This is a genomic window from Janthinobacterium sp. SUN176, assembly GCF_030587335.1.
Classification (GTDB): Bacteria; Pseudomonadota; Gammaproteobacteria; order Burkholderiales; family Burkholderiaceae_D; genus Janthinobacterium; species Janthinobacterium kumbetense.
This window is the reverse complement of sequence record NZ_JAPWIA010000004.1, coordinates 118,015-140,606: the sequence shown is the minus strand read 5'-3', so window position 1 is coordinate 140,606 and position 22,592 is coordinate 118,015. Positions and strand designations below refer to the sequence as shown.

Here is a 22,592-nt window from a genome sequence, read left to right as displayed (position 1 = left end):
TGAACGAATTAAAAATTGATTGTATATACGATTTGAATCTAAGGACTTGTCGTTTGACAACATTCAAGCATCGGCATGCGCCACTGGCGCCAGCGCCGCCCGGCGCGCCTGCACGCTCCACCAGTACCAGGAAACCACGGCATTGACCCAGTAAGCCGCATACAGCACAGCCGTCAGGTGCAGGCCGCGGCTGTAGTACAGCGGCACGGCCACGGTGTTGACCAGCAGCCAGAAAGCCCAGGTTTCAATGCGCCGGCTCATCAGCAGGAATTGCGCGATGATGCTAAATACCAACACTGCCGAATCGATGAACGGCGCGTAGGCATTCGTAAAGCGGTGCAGCAGCATGCCGTAGATCACCACGGAGGCGATGCCGGCCGGCACCACCCACGCCAGGCTGCGCCAGCCCGTGCGCGTGATCGGCAACGGCTTGCCGCCGGCGCCACGCCGCCATTGCAGCCAGCCGATGACGCAGGTGACGATGAAAAACAGTTGCAGCATCACGTCGGCGTACAGGTTGACCTGGAAAAACAGCACGGCAAACAGCACGCAGCCGACCATGCCGATCCACCAGGAATGAATATTGTTGCGTCCGGCCAGGATGATGGAGGCAGTCATCAGTACATTGGCGGCGATCTCGAGCGGGGCAGTCAAGCGGTCTTCCTTTGCGGGGCAGTGGTGGCACCGCGCCACTATAGCCGATTACACTGTACGGTGTTCGCCGGGCCGGAGGCGATTTCCATGGGGGAAAGCGGCAAAAAACGCGCAAACATCGAGGAAATGCGAACCAGGCCCGCCTTCCGCAGCCTCAGCCCTTGACTTCCGCGGCCATTCTGGCAAATTGAATATCAAGTTGAAACTCCTGGAAACCTCCACATGCGCATGCGCCATCTCCTGTTTGCGGCAATGCTCGGCATAACTGCCCTGCCCGCCGTGGCTTGCCGCATGACGATGGCGCTGGAACAGTGGCCGCCATATATCTACCGCGATGCCCGGGGCCGCTTTACAGGCCTGGACCTGGAGTTGCTGCAAGCCATTTTCAAGGAAGCCCGGTGCACCCTGGTCACCTTGCCGGAATTGCCCACCGCGCGGCGCCAGTTGCTGTTCCAGAAAGGGGGGCTGGACCTGATGCTGGCCGCGTCCGAGACGCCGGAGCGCCAGTCCTATGCCCGCTTTTCCCTCTCGTATCGCGACGAAGCCGTGGGCCTCTTCAGCAAATCCGGTGCGCCCGCCGGCCACCGCCAGATCGCCAGCTTCGCGCAGCTCATGCGCGGCAACTCGACCTTGCTGGCGCCCAAGGTGGGCTGGTATGGCGCGCAGTACGCGGCGGCCCGGCCGGCGCTGGAAAAGGCCGGCCGCCTGAATGCGTTCGGCAGCTTCCAGCAAGGCGTGCGCATGCTCGATGCGGGCCGCGCCGACCTGCTGCTGGGCGACGTGCTGGCCGTGCGCCACGAAGCGCGCCTGCAGGGCGTTGCCTTGCACACCCTGCCCTTCCTCATCCTGCGCGCCCCCGTGCACCTGATGCTCAATGCGCGCACGACCAGCGCCGACGACCTGGCGCGCCTGAACGCCGCCATCACGCGCCTGGAACAGCGCGGCGTGCTGGCGGCGATACGCAGCAGCTACGAAGCGCCGTAGCCGCGGTCAGCCCTTGCTGGCCGCTTCGAGGATTTCCAGCTTCGTTTCACGGCCATTCTTTTGCACGCCCTGCGCCTTGTCGTAGCTTTCGATCAGGGCGCGGTACGGCGGCACGATGTGGTCCGTCATGATGGCGGCAAACTCCATCGCATCGGCGCGGTTCCAGGTGCTCATCACTTCAGCCAGCACGGCATACGTGTCGATCGGCACGGCGCCTGCCTGCGTCACGCGCGCCATGGTGATGTCGGTGGCCATCTTCGACCAGTTGCCCGAGGCGTCGATGATGGCAAACACCTTGTAGCCGGCCGCCAGCGCGCTGATGGTGGGGAAGGCCATGCACACGCTGGTGAGCGTGCCGGCGATCAGCAGGGTCTTGCGGCCCGTCTTTTCGATGGCTTCGACCCAGGCCGGATTGTCCCAGGCATTGATCTGGCCCGTGCGCGGGATATAGACGGCTTCCGGGTTGAAATGGTGGATTTCCGGGATCAGGGGGCCGTTCGGGCCGTCGGGCACGGAAGCGGTGGTAAAGGTCGGCATGTTGGCCAGACGCGACAGCTTGGCCAGCGCCGTGACGTGGCCGCGCAGCACGTGCTGCTCGATATCGCGCACCAGCTGGAACAAGCCGCTCTGGTGGTCGATCAGCAGCATGACGGCGTCGTCGGGATCGATCATCGGTGGCAAACCTTGGAAGTTGGCGGGGGTGCTCATGGTAGTCTCCTCAAAAAACCATGCCGCGGGATGCGGCATGGGTACTGCACACACTACTTCTCGATGCGGGCGAAGCGACCGCTGTTGAAATCCTCGAACGCCTGCACGATTTCCGCTTCGCTGTTCATGACGAACGGACCGTGGCCGACGATGGGCTCTTCAATCGGCTCGCCGCTCAGCAGCAGAACCACGGCGTCGTTGTTCGCCTCGATGGTGATGCTGTCGCCATCGCGCTCGAACAGCGCCATCTGCGCTTCGCGCACCACGCTCTCGCCGTTGACCAGCACCGTGCCATGCAGGACGATCAGCGCCGTGCTCCAGCCTCGGGTCACGGGCAGCTCCGTCAGCTTGCCCTGGGCCAGGCGCAGGTCCCACACCTGCATCGGCGAGAACGTGCGGGCCGGGCCATGCTGGCCGTCGAAGTCGCCGGCGATCACGCGCACGGAACCGGCATCGTCCGGCAGCGCCACGGTGGGAATCGTGTCGCTGGTGATGGCCTGGTAGCCGGGCGCCGTCATCTTGTTTTGGGCCGGCAGGTTCACCCACAGCTGCACCATTTCCAGGGTGCCGCCCGACTGCGTGAAGGCAGGCGAGTGAAACTCTTCATGCAGGATGCCGGCGCCGGCCGTCATCCATTGCACGTCGCCGGGGCCGATCACGCCGCCCTGGCCCGTCGAATCGCGGTGCGCCACTTCGCCCTTGTAGACGATGGTCACCGTTTCAAAGCCGCGGTGCGGGTGCGAGCCGACGCCGGGCGGACGGGTGCCGGGCGCAAATTCGGCAGGGCCGGCATAGTCGAGCAGCAGGAAGGGGCTCAGCTGCTTGCCATGGCCGTTATACGAAAACATCGAGCGCACGGGGAAACCGTCGCCGACCCAGTGCTGGCGGGGTGCGCTGTAGATACCTGTGACTGTGTTCATCTCGATCTCCTGTTGGGGTTTGCATTACGATGAAGACAGAATACGCTTGCAACGATGAAGGCGGTAGACGGTAAAATATGCCATCAGCGTTCCAAAAATAGAACGATCAAGGAGACAGCATGCAGGATCTGAATGACTTGTATTACTTTGTGCAGGTGGTCGACCATGGCGGTTTCGCGCCGGCCGGGCGCGCGCTGGGCATGCCGAAATCCAAGCTGAGCCGGCGCATCGCCCTGCTGGAAGAGCGCCTCGGCGCGCGCCTGCTGCAGCGCACGACGCGGCATTTTTCCGTCACCGACGTGGGCCAGACGTTTTATGAACATTGCAAGGCCATGCTGGTGGAAGCGGAGGCGGCACAGGAAGCCATCGAGCTGACGCGGGCCGCGCCGCGCGGCACGGTGCGCCTGTCCTGCCCCATCGCCCTGCTGCATACATTGGTGGGTCCCATGCTGGCCGGTTTCATGCGCGCGCATCCGCAGGTGACCCTGCTGCTGGAAGCGAGCAACCGCCGCGTCGACCTGGTGGCCGAAAGCATCGACGTGGCCATCCGCGTGCGCCCGCCGCCGCTGCCCGACAGCGACCTGGTGCTGCGCGTGCTGGCCGAACGCAGCCAGTGCATGGTGGGCAGCCCGCTGCTGTTCGCCGGCGCCCCCGCGCCGCAGGCACCAGCCGACCTGGCCGACTGGCCCAGCCTGGCCCTGGGCACGCCGCAACAGCACTACCAGTGGGATTTGCATGGCCCGGACGGCGCACGCGCCCAGCTGCGCCACGTGCCGCGCTTCGTCACGGGCGACATGCTGACCTTGCGCGACGCGGCCGTGGCCGGCGTCGGCGTGGTACAGCTGCCGACCATGATGATCACCGAGCAGGTGGCCGATGGCAGCCTGCTGCCGCTGATGGAGCAGTGGCGGCCGCAGCGCGAAATCATCCACGCCGTGTTCCCGTCGCGGCGCGGCCTGCTGCCGGCCGTGCGTGCGCTGCTCGACTACCTGGCGCACGGCTTCGCCGCGCTGGAGGAAGAGTGAGGGTTTTCAGGTACGATGGCATACCCTCCCATCGCCTGGATGCCGCATGCGTTTATTGATCCTGTCGGACCTGCACCATGAGCTGTGGCGCGACGAAGCGCCGCAAGGCGACCTTGCGCTCAGCTGCCCCGATGCCGTCATCCTGGCTGGCGACATCGACACGGGCGCCCGCGCCGTCGCCTGGGCCGCCACCGCGTTTGCGGGGCTGCCGGTGCTGTACGTGCATGGCAACCATGAAGGCTATGGCCACCACCTCGACAAGGTGCGCCAGGAGCTGCGCAGCGCCTGCGCCGCCACGGACAACGTGCACTTCCTCGACTGCGGCACGCACGTCATCACCGACCCGGCAGGCAACGCCGTGCGCTTCCTGGGCGCCACCCTGTGGACGGATTTCCGCCTGCTGGGCAACGACACGCGCCAGGCGGCCATGCGCGACGCGGAAGCCGTCATGAACGACTACAAGCGCATCCGCCTGGCCAACATGGGCTTTCGCAAGCTGCGCGCGGCCGACACGGCCATGTTCCACGCGCAGCAAAAAGCGTGGCTGACGCGCGAACTGACGCAGCCTTTCGACGGCAGCACCGTCGTCATCAGCCACATGGCGCCGTCGCTGCTCTCGGTCGACGATGCCTACGGCAGCGAAGGCTGTTCGCCCGCCTATGCCTCGCGCCTGGACGAACTGGCCGCGCAGGCGGACCTGTGGGTGCATGGCCACATCCACGCTTCGCGCGATTACCGCATCGGCTCGTGCCGCGTCGTCTCGAACCCCTGCGGCTACAAGACGCGCAGCGGCACGCCGCAAAATCCCGCTTTTGATCCGAACTACATCGTCGAGCTGCCGGCCCGCTAATCGTCAGGCTTGAGACGGCCCGCCAGCCATTGCTGCAGGCGGTGCTTGCCGGCCCGGCGCGCCGCGCGCGGCGACGCTACCGACTGGTGCGCGCCGGCGCCGCCGCGCAGCCTGGCGGCGGCCACCAGCGGATTGCGCGGCTTGGGCGTGGCTTTCACTTTGATTTTCATGGTATTTCCTTTCAATCCGGTCGTCCAAAACAAAAAACCCCGGCGAGTTTCCTCACCGGGGTTTGAAGGACACCGGCTCGGGATCGGCAATGCTGCCGATGGCCCCGAGCGTCATGCGCGGGGCTAGTGGTCGTACAATTTGCTGCCAGCCTGCTCGAACATGGGTTTCCTTTCCTTTATCTGGTTAATCTGCACTGCGGACGCTGATTCTGCGCCGTATGCTGCAGTGCGTCAACCGCTTTTCATGGCGCATGCGCCAACGTTGTTATTTTGTCGCAGCCTCGCCAGTCATGGCTTGTTCCTTGGCGATGCGGGCGTCGAGCTTCGCTTCATTTTTGGCAGCGTAGTTGCTGCACGCCTGCACATCGATGAAAGGATTCGGCGTGACGCCTTCCAGCAGTTGCGTGAGCTTGCGGTCGCCGTCCGAGTGGTCGGGGTGGGCCGAGATCAGGATGTCGCACGGCAGCCTGGCGAAGTCCTGCATGACGCGGCGGAAGGCCGGCGTCAGGTCCGCATGGCGTTCATCGGCCAGGTAGTGAAAGTCGTCGGCAGCCACCGGCGTGAGGCTGGCGCCAAACACCACGTTCAGGCATTCCTGACGCTCCGCATCCTCGCACGACACCCAGGTCCAGCTGGTGCTGCCCGGCGTATGCCCGGGCGTATGGCGCGCCGTGATGGTCACGTCGCCCAGTTGCAGGGCTTCGCCATCGGCGATCTCGCGCACGTTGTCCACGGCCGGCATGGGATCGATTTCGCCCGCTTGCGGATCTGCGGCGAGCACCGCTCCCGCGCGTAGCGCCTCCGCTCCCAGCGGGCTGGCGATCACTTGCGCGCCGCTGTCGCGGGCCAAGGCGGCGATGCCGCCCGAATGATCGAAATGCGCTTCCGTACTCAGGATGAACTTGATGTCTTGCAGGCGAAAGCCCAGCTCGAGGATATGTTCCTTGATGGCGGCCACCGATTGCGGCAATGCGCCATCGATGAGGATCAAGCCTTCGCGCGTGTCGATCAGCACCACGCTCAAGCCGCCCACGCCCACGTAATACGTGTCGCCGTGGATGCGCGCCGGTTGCTGCGGGCGGTTCCACTGCGCCGCATACGGCGAGGCGATCGGCTGCGTCAGGGGATCGACGGCGGGCGTGGCGGCATGCGCCGTCAACGGCAGCGCCATGGCGGCCAGCGCGATACTGAGCAAGGTCTTGGGAAGGAAGAAAGGCGGCATGCGGCTCCAGGAAGATAGGCAGTATGAATCAATGCCACAGGGTAACGTCGCTACCCTCGCGCGGTCAAGCAGACGGGCGTGGCGACTTGCGCTACGATAGAGGCCCATCGACTGCCGTGCGCCTTGCCGCGCCCACTGCCATGCGTTTGCTGATCCTGTCCGACCTGCACCTGGAAGTCTGGGGCGAAGACACGCCCGCCATCGACCTTGCCGCCTGCCGCCCCGACGTGGTGATCCTGGCCGGCGACATCGACACGGGCAGCAATGCCGTCGCCTGGGCCGCGCGCACCTTCGGCGCCCTGCCCGTGCTGTACGTGCACGGCAACCACGAAGGCTACGGCCACCAGCTCGAACGCATGCAGGACGCCGTGCGCGACGCCTGCGCCAGCGCGAATGCGCACGGCGCCAACATCCGTCTGCTCGACGGCGACGCCATGGTACTGAACGGCGTGCGCTTCCTCGGCGTCACGCTATGGACGGATTTCCTGCTGTTCGGCGCGGAGCGCCGGGAAGAAGCGCTAAACGCGGCGCAAGCCTACATGCCCGATTACAAGCGCATCAGCACTGGCGGCGACACGCCCCGCCTGCTGTGCGCCAGCGACACGGCGCAGCTGCACGCGCAGCACCGCGCCTGGCTGGAGCGGCAACTGGCGCAACCGTTCGATGGCAAGACGGTCGTCATCACGCACATGGCGCCATCGATGCTGTCGGTGGAAGCGCAGTATGCAGACAACCTCGGTTCGCCCGCCTTCGCCTCGCAGCTGGACGCGCTGGTGGCGCAAGCGGACCTGTGGGTGCATGGCCACATGCATGCCTCGCTCGACTACCGCATCCAGGACTGCCGCGTGGTCTGCAACCCCTGCGGCTACAAGCGGCCGGATGGCACGCCCGAGAACGAACATTTTGACACAGGCTTCATCGTCGACCTGGCCAGCGCGGCTTAACGTTTTCCATAGCGCAGCTGCACCACGCCGCTGGGCAGCTGGCGCGTGCCGTCCAGGCGCCAGTCGCTGCGCGGCAAGCCATCCTCGAACAGGCGCACGCCCCGGCCCAGCACCACGGGCAGCACGGACAAGGTGACGCTGTCGACGACCCCGTCGCGCAAGCCGGCGCGGATGACGGCGCCGCCATCGAGGTACACGTGGCGGCAGCCTTCCGCTGCCAGTCCCTGCAGCACTTCCCGCACGCTGCCTTCGCGGCGCTGCTCGCCATGGCGCGGCGCGAAGTCGCGGTGGCTCAAGACCACCACGCGCTTGCCCGCATACGGCCACGGCTCGAAGCCCATCACGGCGTCGTACGTGGTGCGGCCGATCAGCAAGGTATCGACCTGTTCCATCAATTGCGTATAGCCGGTGGCCTCGGGCGAGTCGGGGGCCAACTCGGCCAGCCAGGACAGGTCGCCGTTTTCCCCGGCGATGCAGCCATCGAGGCTGATGCCGAGAAAGACGCTGACGAAAGGTTTTTGCATGAGTGCTCCTTGATTTAATTCTACAGTGTAGAATTATGCCCATGAAAATCCCAAAACTTCAAGCCATGGAATCTCCCGTGCGCCGAGCGGGTCGTCCGCGCAGTGCCCTGCCCGCGCTGGACAACGCCAGCATCCTGCATGCGGCCCTGGCCATGCTGGAAGAAAAAGGCGAGGCGTTTTCCATGCGCGCGCTGGCACAAAGCCTGGGCGTCGACGCCATGGCCCTGTATCACTACTACGCGGGAAAAGAGGAATTGTTGCAGGCCTTGATGGTGCAGCGTTTTGCCGCGCTCGATCCGCGGCAGCCGCCGTTTACGCGGCGCCAGGCAGCGCCACGGCGGGTGCGGGCGCTGTGCGCGCTGTACCTGGAACTGGTCAGCGCCACGCCGTATTTCGTGCGCCTGATGGCGCGCGGACTGGTGGAGCAAGCCGACGTGGCCGAGCGGTTTATGGCACTGTTCGAGCTGGCCGTCGACGGTCTCGCGCTGGACAAGAAAACCCGCTTGCGCGGGCGCGATGCGCTCGTCGATTTCCTGCACGGCTATGCGCTGGCGGGCAGGCCGGTGGACGAGACGCACTGGCACGCCTCGGTTTCCCTGATCCTGGCCGGCATGCAGGCCAGTGTTGAAACAAGCGCTTAATTGAACTGCTTGAAATCCGGCTTGCGCTTCTGGAAGAAGGCCGTAAACGCTTCCTTCGCCTCGGCGCCGCCCAGCATAGCGCTGAACAGTTTGTTTTCGTCGGCGATGGCCGCCTTCATCGGCTCCATGCGGCTTTGCTTCATCAGGCGCTTGGTGGCGCGGATCGAGGCGGCCGGCAGGGCCACCAGCTTGGCAGCCTGGCCTTGCGCGAAGGTCATCAGCTCGTACAAGGGCACGACCTTCGACACGAGGCCCATTTCCAGCGCCTCGCTTGCCGGGAAGGACTCGCCCAGCATCAGCTTTTCCGCCGCGCGCGGGTAGCCGGCCAGTTGCGTGAGCAGCAGGCTGGAACCGAATTCCGGGCACAGGCCCAGCTGCGTGAACGGCATCGAGAAGCTCGCATTGTCGGCCGCGTAGACCAGGTCGCAATGCATCAGCAAGGTCGTGCCGATGCCGATGGCCGGGCCGGAAACGGCGGCCACCACGGGCTTGCTGCTGCCGTACAGGGCGCGCATGAACTGGAACACGGGCCGGTCGTGGTCGAGCGAGCCATCCTTCGGGCGCGCTGTCTTCATGAAGTCATCGAGGTCGTTACCGGCCGTGAAAATCTCGCGCTTGCCGCAGATCAGGATGGCGCGCACGTCGTCGTCCGTCTCCGCCGCCACCAGCGCATCGGCCAGGGTCTGGTACATGGCGCCCGTGATCGCATTCTTGCGTTCCAGGCGGTTGAATTCCAGGGTCAGAATGCCCTCGCTCTTGCTGCACAAAATATCCATGTCGTCTCCAAAAAGATAAAGGGCGCCGGGGTAATCCCGCAGCGCCCTGTTTTATTGCTTTAGCCCGTCGAACTTAGACGCGCTCGAAGATACCTGCTGCGCCCATGCCGGCGCCCACGCACATCGTGACCATGCCGTACTTCTGCTTGGTACGCTGCAGCGCGTGGATCACGGTGGCTGCGCGGATGGCGCCGGTGGCGCCCAGCGGGTGGCCCAGGGCGATCGCGCCGCCCATCGGGTTGACCTTCGATGGATCCAGACCCAGGTCGCCGATGACGGCCAGCGCCTGTGCGGCAAACGCTTCGTTCAGCTCGATCCAGTCCAGCTGGTCTTGCGTGATGCCGGCGGCGGCGCATGCTGCAGGAATGGCGAATTTCGGACCGATACCCATGATTTCCGGCGGCACGCCGCGCACGGCGAACGAGGAGAATTTCGCCAGCGGGGTCAGGTTGTGCTCGCGCAGGATTTTTTCGCTGACGATCAGCAGCGCGCCGGCGCCGTCGGACATCTGCGAGCTGTTGGCGGCCGTGACGGAACCCTTGGCGGCAAACACTGGTTTCAGTTTTGCCAGTGACTCCATCGACGAATCGGCGCGCGCGCCTTCGTCCGTGTCGACGGTGCGGCGCGTCACATCAACCTGGCCGGTAGCCAGGTTCGGCGTGCGCGTGATGATTTCCACGGGCGTCGTTTCCGCCTTGAAGAAACCGGCTTGCTGCGCGGCGATGGCGCGACGGTGCGATTCGACGGAGAACGCATCCTGCTGTTCGCGCGACACTTTCCATTGCTGCGCCACTTTTTCTGCCGTCAGGCCCATGCCGTAAGCCATGCCGATGTTCTCGTCGCTGAACATGTCGAGGTTCATCGACGGGTGGTGGCCCATCATCGGCACCATCGACATCGATTCGATACCGCCGGCGATCATCACGTCGGCTTCGCCCACGCGGATGCGGTCGGCCGCCATGGCGATGGCCGTGATGCCCGAAGCGCAGTAGCGGTTGACGGTGACGCCGCCCACGGTTTTCGGCAAGCCGGCCAGCAGTACCGAGTTACGCGCGATATTGAAGCCCTGCTCCGCTTCCGGGAACGAGCAGCCGATGATGGCGTCGGTGATCAGCGCCGGGTCCAGGCCAGGCGCTTGCGCCAGGGCCGATTGCAGCACGCGCACCAGCAGGTCGTCCGGGCGGGTGTTTCTGAACATGCCGCGCGGCGCCTTGCCGATCGGGGTGCGGGTTGCAGAGACGATGTACGCGTCTTGAAGTTGTTTGCTCATTTTATGCTTTCAAAGATGTTGAACGAGGTTCGTGTTCTGTCGAATGTCCGGGGTAGAGGCTTATCGCTTCTGCGACAAATACCAGTCCACCGTCACCTGTGCCGCCAGCGTGCCTTCGGAGTCGAAGATATCGACTTCCACGGGAAACGCCACCTTGCCGTCCTGCGCCAGCTGCGCCTTCAGTGCAGCCAGGTCGCCCGGTACCCGGCCTTCGGCGCGCGTCGCGCCCCGGGCCACCTTCTGGTACTGGATGCGCGACTCCTTGGCCACTGGGCGCAAGCCCAGTATCAGCTCGGCGAAGCCGCCAGCCATGGCAGCGCCGGAAGCCGTTTCGGCCAGGGTAAACAAGGCGCCCGCATGCTGCGTGCCCAGGTGATTATTCAGTTTTGGATCTTCCGGCAGCGACACCTTCGAGGTGCCGGCGCCGATGTCGTCGATGCTGATCCCCAGCAGCCGCACGAAGGGCAAGGTGTCCATCATCTGTTGTTTGATACGGTCATACACCATGCTTGGCCTCACGCGCAGTAATACTCTAAAAACCAGGGACAGGATCGTCATCGACGTTGTGCTTAGTTGCGTACCGGTTTACCGGTTTGCATCATGCCCATGATCCGTTCCTGGGTTTTCGGATGGTTCAACAGCTCCAGGAATGCCTTGCGTTCCATATCCAGCAGCCACTGTTCGCTGACGAAGCTGCCCTGGTCCACGTCGCCGCCCGATACGATCTCGGCGATCATCTCGCCCAGCTTGAAATCGTGCGCCGAAATGAAGCCGCCGTCGCGCATGTTGACCAGCTGCGCCTTGATGGTGCCCCAGCCGTAACGGCCCGTCACCTGGATCAGCGACGGCAGTTGCGGACGGAAGCCCGCGTCGAACATGGCGCGCGCTTCGACCTTGGCCACGTGCAGCAGCTCGTAGGCGTTGAACACGATCACGTCGTCTTCCTTCAGGTAGCCCATTTTCTTCGCTTCCAGCGCCGATTTCGACACGTTGGCGGTAGCCGCATTGGTGAAACCCGTTTTCAGGAATTGCAGGATGTCGTTACCCTTGGCTTCCTTGTAGGCGCGCTGCGCCGCTTCCTTCAGGCCGCCGCCGGCAGGAATCAGGCCCACGCCCACTTCCACCAGGCCGATATACGACTCGATCGAGGCCACGCGCTTCGACGCATGCAGCGCCAGCTCGCAACCGCCGCCCAATGCCAGGCCGGCGACCGCGGCGATCACCGGTACGTTCGCGTATTTCAGCGACATGAAGGTGTTCTGCAGTTCGGCGATGATCGGATCGACGGCTTTCACGCCGCCTTGCATGAACGCCGGCAGGGCCGATTGCAGGTCGGCGCCGGCCGAGAAGGCACCGCCTTCGGCTGCGTCGGCGTGCCAGATCACCAGACCCTTGAAGTTCTTTTCCGCTTCGGCCAGCGCCAATTTCAGGCCATTGATCACGCCTTCGCCGATCACGTGCATCTTGGTCTTGAACGAGATGATCAATACATCGTCACCCGTATGCCAGACGCGCACGGATTCGTCTTCGAAGACGGTGGTGCCGGCGGTCTTGCCGTCGATGGCGCCGCTGCCCAGGACTGGCGCGCGGAATGGCTGGCGGTCATACACGGCCAGGGTCGAACGGGGCACGAAGCTGTTCGACACGGCCGAATACGAACCTTCCGGCGTGTGCACGCCGCCTTGTTCAGCGACCGGGCCTTCGAAGACCCAGGCTGGCAGCGGTGCATTGCACAGCGCGTGGCCGGCGTCGATGTCTTCCTTGACCCAGTTGGCCACTTGCAGCCAGTTCGATGCCTGCCACGTTTCAAACGGGCCCACGTTCCAGCCGAAGCCCCAGCGCATGGCGAAGTCGATGTCGCGCGCATTGTCGGCCACGGTGTCCAGATGGATGGCGATGTAGTGGAAAGCGTCGCGGAAGATCGCCCACAGGAACTGGCCTTGCGGGTTCGTCGATTCACGCAGCGCCTTCATCTTCTTGACCGGATCCTTTTCCTTCAGGATGCGGGCGATGATGTCGGCAGCCTTGGCGCCGCCGGCCACGTATTCACCGGTGGCGAAGTCCAGGCGTTGGATTTCCTTGCCGACCTTCTTGTAGAAACCTGCGCCGCTCTTCTGGCCCAGCGCGCCTTTTTCCACCAGCGATGCCAGGACGGCCGGCGTCTTGTAGACGGCAGCGAACGGATCGTTCGGCAGGTAGTCCTGCATGGTCTTGATCACATGGCCCATGGTGTCCAGGCCGACCACGTCCGCCGTGCGGAAGGTGCCCGACTTGGCGCGGCCCAGCTTGGCGCCGGTCAGATCATCGACGACGTCGACGGACAGGCCGAATTTTTCGGCTTCGTGCACGATGGCCAGGATGCCGAACACGCCAACGCGGTTGGCGATGAAGTTCGGCGTATCCTTGGCGCGGACCACGCCCTTGCCCAGGGTGGTGGTCAGGAAGCCTTCCAGCTGGTCGGAAATCTCAGGCTTGGTGAACGCGGTCGGGATGATCTCGACCAGGTGCATATAGCGCGGCGGGTTGAAGAAGTGCACGCCGCAGTAGCGCGATTTCAGGTCGGCGTCGAAGCCTTCGGCCAGCTTGGTGATCGACAGGCCCGAGGTGTTCGAGGCGAAGATCGCGTTCGGTCCGATGTGCGGGGCCACCTTCTGGTACAGGTCATGTTTCCAGTCCATGCGCTCGGCGATGGCTTCGATGATCAGGTCGCAACCGGCCAGCAGGTCCAGGTTGTCTTCGTAGTTGGCCACCTGGATCAGCGCGGCGTCATCCTTGTTGCCCAGCGGCGCAGGCGACAGCTTTTTCAGGTTCTCGATGGCGCGCAGCACGATGCCATTCTTCGGGCCTTCCTTGGCCGGCAGGTCGAACAGCACGACCGGCACTTTCGCGTTGATGCAATGGGCGGCGATTTGCGCGCCCATCACGCCGGCGCCGAGGACGGCTACTTTTTTAACGATGAAATTGGTCATATTTTCCTCAAGTCTTAGAACAGGTCTGCGTCGAGTGCCATCAGGTTGGCCGAACCGGAACGCGCCTGACGGATCAGGGTTGCCGTTTCAGGCTGCAAGCGGGCGAAGTAGAAACGTGCGGTAGCCAGTTTGGCGGTGTAGAACTTGTCGCCGCTGGATTCTTTTTCGAGGGCGATCTTGGCCATCTGCGCGAACAGGTAGCTGTAGATCATGTGGCCGACGACGCGCAGGTAAGGCACGCATGCCGCGCCCACTTCGTCCGGATTCTGGAATGCCTTCATGCCGATTTCCATGGTCAGCTTGGTGACTTTGTCGCCCAGGTCGCCCAGTGGCGTAACGAATTCGCTCATCGCTTCATCGGTACCGTTGTCTTCGACGAAAGCCTTGATCTTTTCGCCGAACTTGCGCAGCTTGGCGCCGTTGTCGCCCAGGATCTTGCGACCCAACAGGTCCAGCGACTGGATCGTGTTCGTGCCTTCGTAGATCATGTTGATGCGCGCGTCGCGCACATACTGCTCCATGCCCCATTCCGAGATGTAGCCGTGGCCGCCGAATACTTGCATCGCGTCCGAGGTGGCGATCCAGGCGTTGTCGGTGATGAAGGCCTTGATGACAGGCGTCAGCAGCGCCACTTCGTCGGCCGCTTCCTTGCGCACGTCGGCGTCCGGGTGGTGCAGTTCGCGGTCGATCTGCAGCGCCACGTAGGAGGTGAAAGCACGCGCGCCTTCGGCGTAGGCTTTACCGGTCAACAGCATGCGGCGCACGTCAGGGTGCACGATGATGCGGTCGGCCGGCAGTTCCGGGTTCTTGATGCCGGACAGCGAACGCATTTGCGTGCGGTCCTTGGCGTAGATCAGCGCGTTCTGGTAAGCGATTTCCGTCAGGCCCAGCGACTGCATGCCCACGCCCAGGCGGGCCGCGTTCATGAAGACGAACATGGCGTTGAGGCCCTTGTTCGGCTGGCCGATGATCCAGCCTTTCGCGCCGTCCAGGTTCATCTGGCAGGTCGAATTGCCGTGGATGCCCATTTTTTCTTCGATGGCGCCGCAGGTGATCGGATTGCGCTCACCGACAGTGCCATCCGCGTTTGGCAGGAATTTCGGCACCAGGAACAGCGAAATGCCTTTCGAGCCTTCCGGCGCGTCCGGCACGCGGGCCAGCACCAGGTGCAGGATGTTTTCCGCCATGTCGTGCTCGCCGGCCGAGATGAAGATCTTGTTGCCGGTGATGGTCCAGGAACCGTCCGCCTCAGGCAGCGCTTTCGAGCGCAGCAGGCCCAGGTCGGTGCCGCAGTGCGGTTCGGTCAGGCACATGGTGCCCGTCCATTCGCCCGACACCAGCTTCGGCAGATACACTTCCTTCTGGTGGTCGGTGCCGTGTTCCTTCAGGCACTCGTAGGCGCCGTGCGACAGGCCTGGGTACATGGACCAGGCCTGGTTCGACGAGTTCAGCATTTCATAGAACGAATTGTTCAGCACGACAGGCAAGCCCTGGCCGCCGTATTCCGGATCGCACGCCAGGGCCGCCCAGCCGCCTTCGACGTACTGCTTGTAGGCTTCCTTGAAACCTTTCGGCGTGGTCACGCTTTTCGTGACGGGGTCGTGGTGGCAGCCTTCGCGGTCGCCGGAGTGGTTCAGCGGGAACAATACTTCGGAGGTGAATTTGCCACCCTCTTCCAGTACCTGGTTGATGATGTCGGCGTCGACGTCGGCGTACGACGGCATTTGCTTCAGTTCTTCTTCCACTTGCAGGAACTCATGCAGGACGAATTGCATATCCCGGATTGGCGCGACGTATTGACCCATAATTTTCTCCTGAAGGCGATTAGCTAAAGTGTTGTACTTGTAAGTGCGTGTGCGTTGTTGCGGATACTGCCTGACGGCTTATTTGCTTGTGACGGAATTCTGGTACGACGCCAGCAGGCGGACAAAGCCCGCTTGCGCCCGTTCGATGCTGCCCGGCACGCGCAGGAAGCGCGCATCGTGATGCAGGGCCAGGATCAGGCCATACATCTCGTACACCAGCTGCTGGGCATCCGTGTCCGCTTTCAGGTCGCCCGTGGCGATCGATTGCTCGACACAGCGCAGCAGCGCGCCCTGCCAGGCCCGCACCATGGCCACCAGGGCTTCACGGATGGGACCGGGACGGTCGTCATACTCGACGGCGCCGCTGATATAGATGCAGCCCGAAGCGATTTCCACGCTGACCCGCTTGACCCAGCGCGCAAACATCGATTGCAGGCGCTGGATGCCGCGTGGTTCTTTCATGCTGGGAAAAAAGACTTCTTGCTCGAAACGATAGTGGTAAAGCTTCAGCACTTCCATCTGCAAGTCTTCGCGCGAGCCAAAGTGGGCAAACACGCCCGACTTGCTCATGTTCATTTTGTCCGCAAGCAACCCAATGGTTAGGCCTTCCAGGCCGTCGCGGCTGGACAGGTCCAGCGCCACGTCGAGGATGGCTGCACGGGTCAGTTCGCCCTTGCGCATGAATTTGACTGAAGTATTCAAGAGGTCCGTTCTAAAAGTGATGTTGCCGATTTGGCGGACTGAAGCGAGGGTAAAAAAAAGCACGCCTCGAAAAAATCCGAACGCTCGTACTATTATCCACTACCACGTAAAAGTCAAACGGGAACTTTAGAGCCGGCGTTCTATTGGTGCAGCGCAGCATTTTCAGGCTGCGTGTTTACAGCGATTTCAGGAGGGCAAAAGCGTCGCTCGCCCTTGCCCTCCCGCATCAGGCGAGCCTCAGGAAAGGTCGCCTGCCTTGCTCAATTGACGGCGGTCGCGCTTGGTCGGCCGCCCCTTGATGGTGGTACCCGGCTCGCGGAACAGCTTGCGCTCCTCGGCCAGCTGCTCGCGGCGGGCGATGCTGGCCGGCGTTTCGCCATACAGCAGGCGCGCCACGGGCGCCGCGCCGCGCTTGTCGGACAGGCCCAGCACGGCCACTTCCCACGTCTCCGCGCCATTATCGATGGCCAGCTCGTCGCCCACGCGCAGGCTGCGCGCCGGTTTCACGCGCTCGCCCCCCACTTTGACTTTCCCCGTGTCGACGGCCTCGCTGGCCAGCGAGCGCGTCTTGAAGAAACGCGCCGCCCACAGCCATTTGTCCAGCCTTACCGTTGTCATCTCGTTCATGCGTACTTGCCTACTGAAAAAATGCGCATCACCAGCCGGTACACGAGGAACGCGGCTTCGTAGCCGATGCGCCGGAAACGGCCGATGTGCTTGAAATCATCCTGGTGAATCACGATGCCGTCGGCGACGCCCTGCTCAATGTGCTGGCGCAAGCTTTGCGCGAACGCCACATCCTTGATGACCACGTTCGCTTCCTGGTTCAGGAACAGGCTCAGCGCATCGATATTGCTGGAACCCACCGTCGCCCAGTCATCGTCGACGACGGCCACCTTGGCGTGCAGCTGCGTCTTGCGGTATTCGACGATTTTCACGCCGGCGGCCAGCAGTTTCGGATAAAACGAATGCGCCACCGCGTCCTGCATGCGGAACTCGCCCACGCCGATCAACAGCACCACGTCCACGCCCCGCTGGGCCGCCTGGGCCAGCGCGCGGCGCAGCTTGTGGCCGGGCGCGAAATACGGGTTGGCCAGCATCACGCTTTTCCTCGCCTGGCCCAGCGCCTGCAGGTAGGCGCGCTGGATGGTGCGGCGGTTGCGCAGGTTGTCGCGCACGACAAAGCCGGCCACCACGGGGTTCTTCGCCAGCTCCTTGCTGACGACGCGCATCTTGCGGTACAGCTTGATACGCCGCACCAGGTTCATCTTGCCCAATCTTGCCCACTGCGCCTGCACTTCCTCGTGGATGGCGTCCACCAGCGGGCCCTTCACCTGCACGGCAAAATCCCAGCGCGGCGCTTCCAGGCTGATGTTGTGGTCGTAGTCGCAAAACATGTCGTCGTTGATATTGATGCCGCCCACCAGGGCGATTTCACCATCGGCCACACAGATCTTGCGGTGCGTGCGCGTGATGCCGCGCCGGAACCACGGATTGAAGATGCGGTGGTGCACACCCGCCGCTTCCAGCTCTGCATGCATGGCGTTGACCCGGCGGTTGCCCGTGCCGAACCAGTCCGTGATCATGCACACCAGCACGCCGCGCGCGGCGGCACGCTTGAGCGCATCGAGCACCAGGGCGCCCGTGGCGTCGTCGGCAAAGATATACGTTTCGAAATACACTTCCGAGCGCGCGCCGTCGATGGCGGCGATCAAGGCAGGAAAGTAATCGGTGCCGCAATACAGCAGCTGGATGTCGTTGTGGGCGATGAAATTGACTGTGCGCATGCCGGCAGTCTACGCGAGTTTCAAAGCGGCAACTATCGGCGCGTGGTCCGACAATTTGGCCCACAGGGTGCCGTGCATCACTTGCGCGCCTTCCACGTGGAAACCGCGCACATAGATGCGGTCCAGGCGGAACCACGGCAAGGCGGCGGGAAAGGTACGCGCCGGCACGGGAATCGGCGTTTTCGTCTGGCGCCGCGCCAGGGTGCGCACCAGGTCGCCCAGGGCCGAGTTCGAAGCCCGCTGGTCGAATACCTCGACCACACCGAGCGCGTTGCGCAGCTTGTCGCTGAGCGTGTTGCGCCAATCGTTGAAGTCGCCCGCAATGATGACGGGCTCGCCATTCGGCGCCGATTCCATGACGGCGTCGATCAGCGCCTGCGTCTGGCGGCCCCGCCCCGACTCGAACAGGCCCAAGTGGACGACGTAGCAATGCACGTCGGCCTGCGGCGTCTTGAGCACGCAATGCAGGATGCCGCGTTGCTCGTAGGCATGGTCGGACACGTCGTGGTTGGTTTGCGAAGCGATGGGAAACTTGCTCAGCAAGGCGTTGCCATGGTGGCCATGGTCATACACGGCATTCATGCCGTAGGCGGAATGGTGCTCGGGGCCGGCAAAGAACTCGTGCTGCGACGCTTCCGGCCAATGCTTGTGGCCGTTCTTCTCGGCGCCATAGCGGGCCGCATTACGGTCGTGCTTGCCTTGCACCTCTTGCAAAAAGACAACATCGGCATGGAACAGGGCAATCGCCTGCTTTAAAGCATGCACGCGGGGCAAGCCCCGCACGGAGGAGACACCCTTGTGTATATTATAAGTTGCTACGCGGATTTTCATGCATTGATTCTACTCCCAGACAGGCCCCGCGCGGCGCCGGCGTAGGTGCGCGTGCGCACCTAAAACCCACAATCAGGCCAGCATGCGTCCCACGCCCGCCGTCACGCTAACGATCAGCGCCGTGATGCCCGCCGCCCAGACGATTTTCACCAGCAAGGGCGCGCCGCGCCAGGCCACGGTGCGCTTGCCCTTGGCAAACGCACCCGGGTGCAGCAGCCAGCCGATGGCCATCAGCGGCATGCCGATCGGCGGCGTGCGGCCGGGCACGGTGGAGCTGAACAGCAGGAAGATAAAGCACAGGCAAAAAACGATGCCCAGGGTACCCAGCAGTTTTTGCTGCGTAGTCAAATGTAACCAGTTCAACATGGAATGCTTTCTAGGAAAATCAGGTGGGACGCGCCAGGCCCGTCATGGCCGGCAATTGCAAGATCGCTTCCGCATTGGACGACGAGAAACAGCGGTCGGCCGCCGCCAGATACGGCAGCCACGCGTACTGCAAATGCTCGCGCGGACTCAGGGTGATGGCGATGTCGCGCGGCACTTGCACGCTGAACACGTGCTCCGTGTTGCGCGTCACGCCCGGCGCATAGCGGTGGCGCCAGATCGGATAGATCTCGTACACATTCGACAAGTTCCAGTCGCGCAGCACGATATCGTGCCCATCGGCAACGATGCCGGTTTCTTCCGCCAGTTCGCGCGCGGCCGTCTGCAGCAGCGGTTCGTCGACGGCGTCGACGGAACCCGTCACGGATTGCCAGAAACCGGGTTGGCCCGCGCGCTCGATCAGCAAGACGTCAAGGTCCGCCGTATGGATGACGACCAGCACGGAAACGGGAATTTTATGGCTCATATCAAGAATGAAAAAGGCGCCTCGCAGCGCCTTTTTTTGCCTCAGCAAGTAAAACGGTAGCGGCTGCCTGGGCAGCCGCATGCTTCATTACACTACTTTTGGCTCGGTGCTGCGCAAACGGATGTGCAGTTCACGCAGTTGCTTCTCATCAACTTCCGACGGCGCATGGGTCAGCAAATCTTGCGCGCGCTGGGTTTTCGGGAAGGCGATCACGTCGCGGATCGATTCGGAACCCGTCATCATGGTCACGATACGGTCCAGGCCGAATGCCAGGCCGCCATGCGGTGGCGCGCCGTATTGCAGGGCGTCGAGCAGGAAGCCGAATTTCAGCTGCGCTTCTTCGGCGTCGATCTTCAACGCGCGGAAGACCTTGCTTTGCACTTCTTCGCGGTGGATACGGATCGAACCGCCACCCAGTTCCCAGCCGTTCAAGACCATGTCGTAGGCCTTGGCGATGCAGGCGCCCGGATCGCTTTCCAGCATGTCTTCATGGCCGTCTTTTGGCGCCGTGAATGGATGGTGGGTCGCCGTCCAGCGGTCCGCTTCTTCGTCGTGCTCGAACATCGGGAAGTCGACCACCCACAATGGCTTCCACACGTCTTCGAACAGGCCGGCTTTCTTGCCGAACTCGCTGTGACCGATTTTCACGCGCAGCGCGCCGATGGCGTCGTTGACGACCTTGGCCTTGTCCGCGCCGAAGAAGATCAGGTCGCCGTCTTGCGCACCGGTCTGCTCCAGGATCGTGGCCAGCACGTCGGCAGGCAGGAACTTGACGATCGGCGACTGCAAGCCTTCAGGACCCTTGGCTTTCTCGTTGACCTTGATGTAAGCCAAGCCCTTGGCGCCGTAGATGGCGACGAACTGGGTGTAGGCGTCGATTTCCGAACGGGGCATGCTGCCGCCTTGCGGTACGCGCAGGGCCACCACGCGGCCGCCCTTCATGTTGGCGGCGCCGTTGAAGACCTTGAATTCGACCGACTTCATGACTTCGGTCAAGTCCGTGAAGGCCAGCTTGACGCGCATGTCCGGCTTGTCGGAGCCGTACAGGCCCATCGCTTCGGCGAAATCCATCACCGGGAACGGGTTCGGCAAGTCGATGTTCAGCGTGTTCTTGAAGACGACGCGGATCATGTCTTCGAACAGGTCGCGGATTTCCTGTTCCGTCAGGAACGAGGTTTCGCAATCGATCTGCGTGAATTCAGGCTGGCGGTCAGCGCGCAAGTCTTCGTCGCGGAAGCACTTGGTGATCTGGTAGTAACGGTCGAAGTTGGCGACCATCAACAGTTGCTTGAACAACTGTGGCGATTGCGGCAAGGCAAAGAAGCTGCCCGCGTTCACGCGCGACGGCACCAGGTAATCGCGCGCGCCTTCTGGCGTCGACTTGGTCAGCATCGGCGTTTCGATGTCGATGAAGCCCAGCGCGTCGAGGTACTTGCGCACTTCCATCGTCACCTTGTAGCGCAGGCGCAGGTTGTTTTGCATTTGCGGGCGGCGCAGGTCCAGCACGCGGTGCGTCAGACGCGTCGTTTCCGACAGGTTGTCGTCGTCCAGCTGGAACGGCACGGGCACGGAAGGGTTCAGCACTTCCAGCTCCGAGCAGACCACTTCGATCTTGCCCGATTTCAAGTTGTTGTTGATCGTGCCTTCGATACGGTTGGTCACGACGCCCGTCACGCGCAGGCAGAATTCGTTGCGCACGGCTTCGGCGACCTTGAACATCTCCGCTTGTTCCGGGTTGCAGACGATTTGCACCAGGCCTTCACGGTCGCGCAAGTCGATGAAAATCAGGCTGCCGTGGTCGCGGCGGCGATGTACCCAGCCGCACAGGCTGACGGTTTGTCCCAGCATGGCTTCGGTAACGAGGCCGCAGTATTCAGTACGCATAGACATAAAATTCTCAGTTCAGGTTAGTGAGTGTTCAATCCGGCCACGTCCCGCATGGGACGCCTGCCTTTATTCTTTGGCTGCCGGGGCCGGTACAGCAACAACTTCCGCAGGCGCCACCACGCCCATCGAGACGATATATTTGAGCGCCGCATCGACGCTCATGTCGAGTTCGACGACATCGCTGCGCTTCATCATCAGGAAAAAGCCCGATGTCGGATTCGGCGTCGTCGGCACGTACACGCTGACATAGTCGCCCACCAGGTGGTTTGCCGCATCGCCGCCCGGCACGCCGGTCAGGAAAGCGATGGTCCAGGAGTTCTGGTGCGGATACGGCACCAGCACGGCCTTGCGGAAGGCATTGCCCGACGGGGAAAACAGGGTATCCGACACTTGCTTGACGCTCGAATACAGGGAATTGACGATGGGTATGCGTTGCAGCAATTTTTCCCACAGTTTCACCACGTAATTGCCGACCAGGTTATTCGTCAGCAAGCCCGTGAAGAACACGATCAGTACCGTCAATACCGTGCCCAGGCCGGGAATGGTGCTCAGCGCGGGAATCTGGCGGCCGAACCAGACGCTGGGCTGCGTACTGCCGGGCACCAGCAACAGCGACTGGTCCATCGTGCTGATGACCAGATTCAGGACCCAGGCCGTAATGGCCAGGGGCACCAAAATCAGTAATCCGGTAATAAAGTATTTACGCATCGGTTTCTCGGTAAGGGATCGTATCGGCGCGGCGCGCTTTTCAGTCCGCTTTCGGCGCAGCGGCAGCCGGGGCGGGCGCAGGGGCCGCGGCAGGCGCGCTCTCGGCGGCCGGGGCGGGTTTGGCGTTATCGGCCGGGCCCGTCGGAATGGCCGTGGTGGGCGCCGTGCCGCCGCGGAAATCGGTCGCGTACCAGCCGGTGCCCTTCAATTGGAAACCGGCGGCCGTCAATTGTTTCTTGAAACTGGGCTTGCCGCACGACAGGCACACCGTCAGTACTGGATCGGAGATCTTTTGCAAGACGTCCTTGGCAAAACCACACTCGTCACAACGGTAAGCGTAAATCGGCATCTCTACTCCGAGAAAA

At 63.0% G+C, this 22,592-nt stretch carries 25 protein-coding genes; 5 read left to right on the top strand and 20 right to left on the bottom strand.

Going from position 1 to position 22,592, the window contains the following annotated elements; translation table 11 throughout:
• Nucleotides 1-63: 63 nt before the first annotated feature.
• Complete coding sequence (gene pnuC / locus O3299_RS23510; RefSeq protein WP_099665658.1) at nucleotides 64-654, bottom strand: nicotinamide riboside transporter PnuC; 591 nt, start codon at nucleotides 652-654, stop codon at nucleotides 64-66.
• 252 nt (nucleotides 655-906) lie between these two features.
• Between pnuC and O3299_RS23505 the strand changes: the two genes are divergently transcribed.
• Nucleotides 907-1,638 (top strand): ABC transporter substrate-binding protein, encoded by a 732-nt coding sequence (locus O3299_RS23505; RefSeq protein ID WP_257218766.1) that lies wholly within the window; start codon nucleotides 907-909, stop codon nucleotides 1,636-1,638.
• Between the two features lie 6 nt (nucleotides 1,639-1,644).
• On the opposite strand, the gene O3299_RS23500 is transcribed toward O3299_RS23505, so the two are convergent.
• Nucleotides 1,645-2,346 (bottom strand): isochorismatase family protein, encoded by a 702-nt coding sequence (locus O3299_RS23500; protein ID WP_198521362.1) that lies wholly within the window; start codon nucleotides 2,344-2,346, stop codon nucleotides 1,645-1,647.
• Between the two features lie 53 nt (nucleotides 2,347-2,399).
• Entirely contained in the window at nucleotides 2,400-3,266 is an 867-nt protein-coding gene (locus O3299_RS23495; protein WP_305063311.1) for a pirin family protein, read from the bottom strand.
• A 119-nt stretch (nucleotides 3,267-3,385) separates the two neighbouring features.
• Here O3299_RS23495 and O3299_RS23490 point away from each other — a divergent pair, with 119 nt between their 5' ends.
• A complete protein-coding gene (locus O3299_RS23490) occupies nucleotides 3,386-4,291 on the top strand; it encodes a LysR family transcriptional regulator (protein ID WP_099665661.1) in 906 nt (301 codons plus the stop codon).
• A 46-nt stretch (nucleotides 4,292-4,337) separates the two neighbouring features.
• Entirely contained in the window at nucleotides 4,338-5,141 is an 804-nt protein-coding gene (locus O3299_RS23485) for a metallophosphoesterase family protein (RefSeq protein ID WP_305063310.1), read from the top strand.
• Here O3299_RS23485 and O3299_RS23480 read toward each other — a convergent pair.
• On the bottom strand, nucleotides 5,138-5,311 hold the full coding sequence (locus tag O3299_RS23480; RefSeq protein WP_289912332.1) for a hypothetical protein: 174 nt from the start codon (nucleotides 5,309-5,311) through the stop codon (nucleotides 5,138-5,140). The two genes, O3299_RS23485 and O3299_RS23480, sit on opposite strands and share 4 nt — an antisense overlap.
• A 265-nt stretch (nucleotides 5,312-5,576) precedes the next feature.
• Complete coding sequence (gene bla, locus O3299_RS23475; protein ID WP_305053882.1) at nucleotides 5,577-6,533, bottom strand: subclass B3 metallo-beta-lactamase; 957 nt, start codon at nucleotides 6,531-6,533, stop codon at nucleotides 5,577-5,579.
• 86 nt (nucleotides 6,534-6,619) lie between these two features.
• Between bla and O3299_RS23470 the strand changes: the two genes are divergently transcribed.
• Entirely contained in the window at nucleotides 6,620-7,477 is an 858-nt protein-coding gene (locus tag O3299_RS23470) for a metallophosphoesterase family protein (RefSeq protein WP_305053881.1), read from the top strand.
• On the opposite strand, the gene O3299_RS23465 is transcribed toward O3299_RS23470, so the two are convergent.
• Entirely contained in the window at nucleotides 7,474-8,001 is a 528-nt protein-coding gene (locus O3299_RS23465) for a dihydrofolate reductase family protein (protein ID WP_305053880.1), read from the bottom strand. The two genes, O3299_RS23470 and O3299_RS23465, sit on opposite strands and share 4 nt — an antisense overlap.
• A gap of 41 nt (nucleotides 8,002-8,042) precedes the next feature.
• On the opposite strand from O3299_RS23465, the gene O3299_RS23460 reads away from it, so the two are divergent.
• Nucleotides 8,043-8,642, top strand: coding sequence for a TetR/AcrR family transcriptional regulator (locus O3299_RS23460; protein WP_305053879.1), 600 nt, complete (start codon nucleotides 8,043-8,045; stop codon nucleotides 8,640-8,642).
• On the opposite strand, the gene O3299_RS23455 is transcribed toward O3299_RS23460, so the two are convergent.
• The 14 genes from O3299_RS23455 to O3299_RS23390 form a co-directional block, all read right to left on the bottom strand.
• A complete protein-coding gene (locus O3299_RS23455; protein WP_289919372.1) occupies nucleotides 8,639-9,418 on the bottom strand; it encodes an enoyl-CoA hydratase in 780 nt (259 codons plus the stop codon). The genes O3299_RS23460 and O3299_RS23455 overlap by 4 nt on opposite strands.
• Before the next feature lie 73 nt (nucleotides 9,419-9,491).
• Nucleotides 9,492-10,688, bottom strand: coding sequence for an acetyl-CoA C-acyltransferase (locus O3299_RS23450; protein ID WP_035824191.1), 1,197 nt, complete (start codon nucleotides 10,686-10,688; stop codon nucleotides 9,492-9,494).
• A gap of 60 nt (nucleotides 10,689-10,748) precedes the next feature.
• Entirely contained in the window at nucleotides 10,749-11,195 is a 447-nt protein-coding gene (locus O3299_RS23445; protein ID WP_099665668.1) for a PaaI family thioesterase, read from the bottom strand.
• Between the two features lie 62 nt (nucleotides 11,196-11,257).
• Entirely contained in the window at nucleotides 11,258-13,657 is a 2,400-nt protein-coding gene (locus tag O3299_RS23440; protein ID WP_305063309.1) for a 3-hydroxyacyl-CoA dehydrogenase/enoyl-CoA hydratase family protein, read from the bottom strand.
• 14 nt (nucleotides 13,658-13,671) lie between these two features.
• Entirely contained in the window at nucleotides 13,672-15,462 is a 1,791-nt protein-coding gene (locus O3299_RS23435) for an acyl-CoA dehydrogenase C-terminal domain-containing protein (RefSeq protein WP_034753387.1), read from the bottom strand.
• 78 nt (nucleotides 15,463-15,540) lie between these two features.
• Entirely contained in the window at nucleotides 15,541-16,143 is a 603-nt protein-coding gene (locus tag O3299_RS23430; protein WP_070278980.1) for a TetR/AcrR family transcriptional regulator, read from the bottom strand.
• Nucleotides 16,144-16,401: 258 nt separating this feature from the next.
• A complete protein-coding gene (locus O3299_RS23425; protein ID WP_077398991.1) occupies nucleotides 16,402-16,791 on the bottom strand; it encodes an RNA-binding S4 domain-containing protein in 390 nt (129 codons plus the stop codon).
• Entirely contained in the window at nucleotides 16,788-17,951 is a 1,164-nt protein-coding gene (gene clsB / locus O3299_RS23420) for a cardiolipin synthase ClsB (RefSeq protein WP_099665671.1), read from the bottom strand. Before clsB ends, O3299_RS23425 begins: the two co-directional genes overlap by 4 nt.
• Before the next feature lie 9 nt (nucleotides 17,952-17,960).
• Nucleotides 17,961-18,782: an endonuclease/exonuclease/phosphatase family protein gene (locus tag O3299_RS23415; protein ID WP_251349339.1), complete on the bottom strand. Its 822-nt coding sequence runs from the start codon at nucleotides 18,780-18,782 to the stop codon at nucleotides 17,961-17,963.
• Nucleotides 18,783-18,854: 72 nt separating this feature from the next.
• Nucleotides 18,855-19,148 (bottom strand): hypothetical protein, encoded by a 294-nt coding sequence (locus O3299_RS23410; RefSeq protein ID WP_077398985.1) that lies wholly within the window; start codon nucleotides 19,146-19,148, stop codon nucleotides 18,855-18,857.
• Between the two features lie 19 nt (nucleotides 19,149-19,167).
• Nucleotides 19,168-19,632: a dihydroneopterin triphosphate diphosphatase gene (gene nudB, locus O3299_RS23405; protein WP_305063308.1), complete on the bottom strand. Its 465-nt coding sequence runs from the start codon at nucleotides 19,630-19,632 to the stop codon at nucleotides 19,168-19,170.
• Between the two features lie 87 nt (nucleotides 19,633-19,719).
• Nucleotides 19,720-21,522: an aspartate--tRNA ligase gene (gene aspS / locus O3299_RS23400; RefSeq protein WP_180278639.1), complete on the bottom strand. Its 1,803-nt coding sequence runs from the start codon at nucleotides 21,520-21,522 to the stop codon at nucleotides 19,720-19,722.
• Between the two features lie 63 nt (nucleotides 21,523-21,585).
• Nucleotides 21,586-22,227, bottom strand: a complete 642-nt coding sequence (locus O3299_RS23395; RefSeq protein ID WP_077398981.1) for a DUF502 domain-containing protein — start codon at nucleotides 22,225-22,227, stop codon at nucleotides 21,586-21,588.
• A gap of 40 nt (nucleotides 22,228-22,267) precedes the next feature.
• Nucleotides 22,268-22,576 (bottom strand): FmdB family zinc ribbon protein, encoded by a 309-nt coding sequence (locus tag O3299_RS23390; protein WP_077398979.1) that lies wholly within the window; start codon nucleotides 22,574-22,576, stop codon nucleotides 22,268-22,270.
• Nucleotides 22,577-22,592: the final 16 nt, after the last annotated feature.

What these genes read in the sequence shown, in the direction of transcription:
- O3299_RS23500 (WP_198521362.1), bottom strand. Translation starts at nt 2,346, where the DNA reads ATGAGCACCCCCGCCAACTTCCAAGGTTTGCCACCGATGATCGATCCC.
- O3299_RS23390 (WP_077398979.1), bottom strand. Translation starts at nt 22,576, where the DNA reads ATGCCGATTTACGCTTACCGTTGTGACGAGTGTGGTTTTGCCAAGGAC.
- O3299_RS23410 (WP_077398985.1), bottom strand. Translation starts at nt 19,148, where the DNA reads ATGTTGAACTGGTTACATTTGACTACGCAGCAAAAACTGCTGGGTACC.
- O3299_RS23480 (WP_289912332.1), bottom strand. Translation starts at nt 5,311, where the DNA reads ATGAAAATCAAAGTGAAAGCCACGCCCAAGCCGCGCAATCCGCTGGTG.
- O3299_RS23460 (WP_305053879.1), top strand. Translation starts at nt 8,043, where the DNA reads ATGAAAATCCCAAAACTTCAAGCCATGGAATCTCCCGTGCGCCGAGCG.
- O3299_RS23430 (WP_070278980.1), bottom strand. Translation starts at nt 16,143, where the DNA reads ATGCGCAAGGGCGAACTGACCCGTGCAGCCATCCTCGACGTGGCGCTG.
- O3299_RS23455 (WP_289919372.1), bottom strand. Translation starts at nt 9,418, where the DNA reads ATGGATATTTTGTGCAGCAAGAGCGAGGGCATTCTGACCCTGGAATTC.
- nudB (WP_305063308.1), bottom strand. Translation starts at nt 19,632, where the DNA reads ATGAGCCATAAAATTCCCGTTTCCGTGCTGGTCGTCATCCATACGGCG.
- O3299_RS23495 (WP_305063311.1), bottom strand. Translation starts at nt 3,266, where the DNA reads ATGAACACAGTCACAGGTATCTACAGCGCACCCCGCCAGCACTGGGTC.
- O3299_RS23485 (WP_305063310.1), top strand. Translation starts at nt 4,338, where the DNA reads ATGCGTTTATTGATCCTGTCGGACCTGCACCATGAGCTGTGGCGCGAC.
- O3299_RS23490 (WP_099665661.1), top strand. Translation starts at nt 3,386, where the DNA reads ATGCAGGATCTGAATGACTTGTATTACTTTGTGCAGGTGGTCGACCAT.
- bla (WP_305053882.1), bottom strand. Translation starts at nt 6,533, where the DNA reads ATGCCGCCTTTCTTCCTTCCCAAGACCTTGCTCAGTATCGCGCTGGCC.
- O3299_RS23465 (WP_305053880.1), bottom strand. Translation starts at nt 8,001, where the DNA reads ATGCAAAAACCTTTCGTCAGCGTCTTTCTCGGCATCAGCCTCGATGGC.
- O3299_RS23395 (WP_077398981.1), bottom strand. Translation starts at nt 22,227, where the DNA reads ATGCGTAAATACTTTATTACCGGATTACTGATTTTGGTGCCCCTGGCC.
- O3299_RS23425 (WP_077398991.1), bottom strand. Translation starts at nt 16,791, where the DNA reads ATGAACGAGATGACAACGGTAAGGCTGGACAAATGGCTGTGGGCGGCG.
- O3299_RS23505 (WP_257218766.1), top strand. Translation starts at nt 907, where the DNA reads ATGCTCGGCATAACTGCCCTGCCCGCCGTGGCTTGCCGCATGACGATG.
- O3299_RS23450 (WP_035824191.1), bottom strand. Translation starts at nt 10,688, where the DNA reads ATGAGCAAACAACTTCAAGACGCGTACATCGTCTCTGCAACCCGCACC.
- O3299_RS23435 (WP_034753387.1), bottom strand. Translation starts at nt 15,462, where the DNA reads ATGGGTCAATACGTCGCGCCAATCCGGGATATGCAATTCGTCCTGCAT.
- O3299_RS23440 (WP_305063309.1), bottom strand. Translation starts at nt 13,657, where the DNA reads ATGACCAATTTCATCGTTAAAAAAGTAGCCGTCCTCGGCGCCGGCGTG.
- aspS (WP_180278639.1), bottom strand. Translation starts at nt 21,522, where the DNA reads ATGTCTATGCGTACTGAATACTGCGGCCTCGTTACCGAAGCCATGCTG.
- O3299_RS23445 (WP_099665668.1), bottom strand. Translation starts at nt 11,195, where the DNA reads ATGGTGTATGACCGTATCAAACAACAGATGATGGACACCTTGCCCTTC.
- clsB (WP_099665671.1), bottom strand. Translation starts at nt 17,951, where the DNA reads ATGCGCACAGTCAATTTCATCGCCCACAACGACATCCAGCTGCTGTAT.
- O3299_RS23415 (WP_251349339.1), bottom strand. Translation starts at nt 18,782, where the DNA reads ATGAAAATCCGCGTAGCAACTTATAATATACACAAGGGTGTCTCCTCC.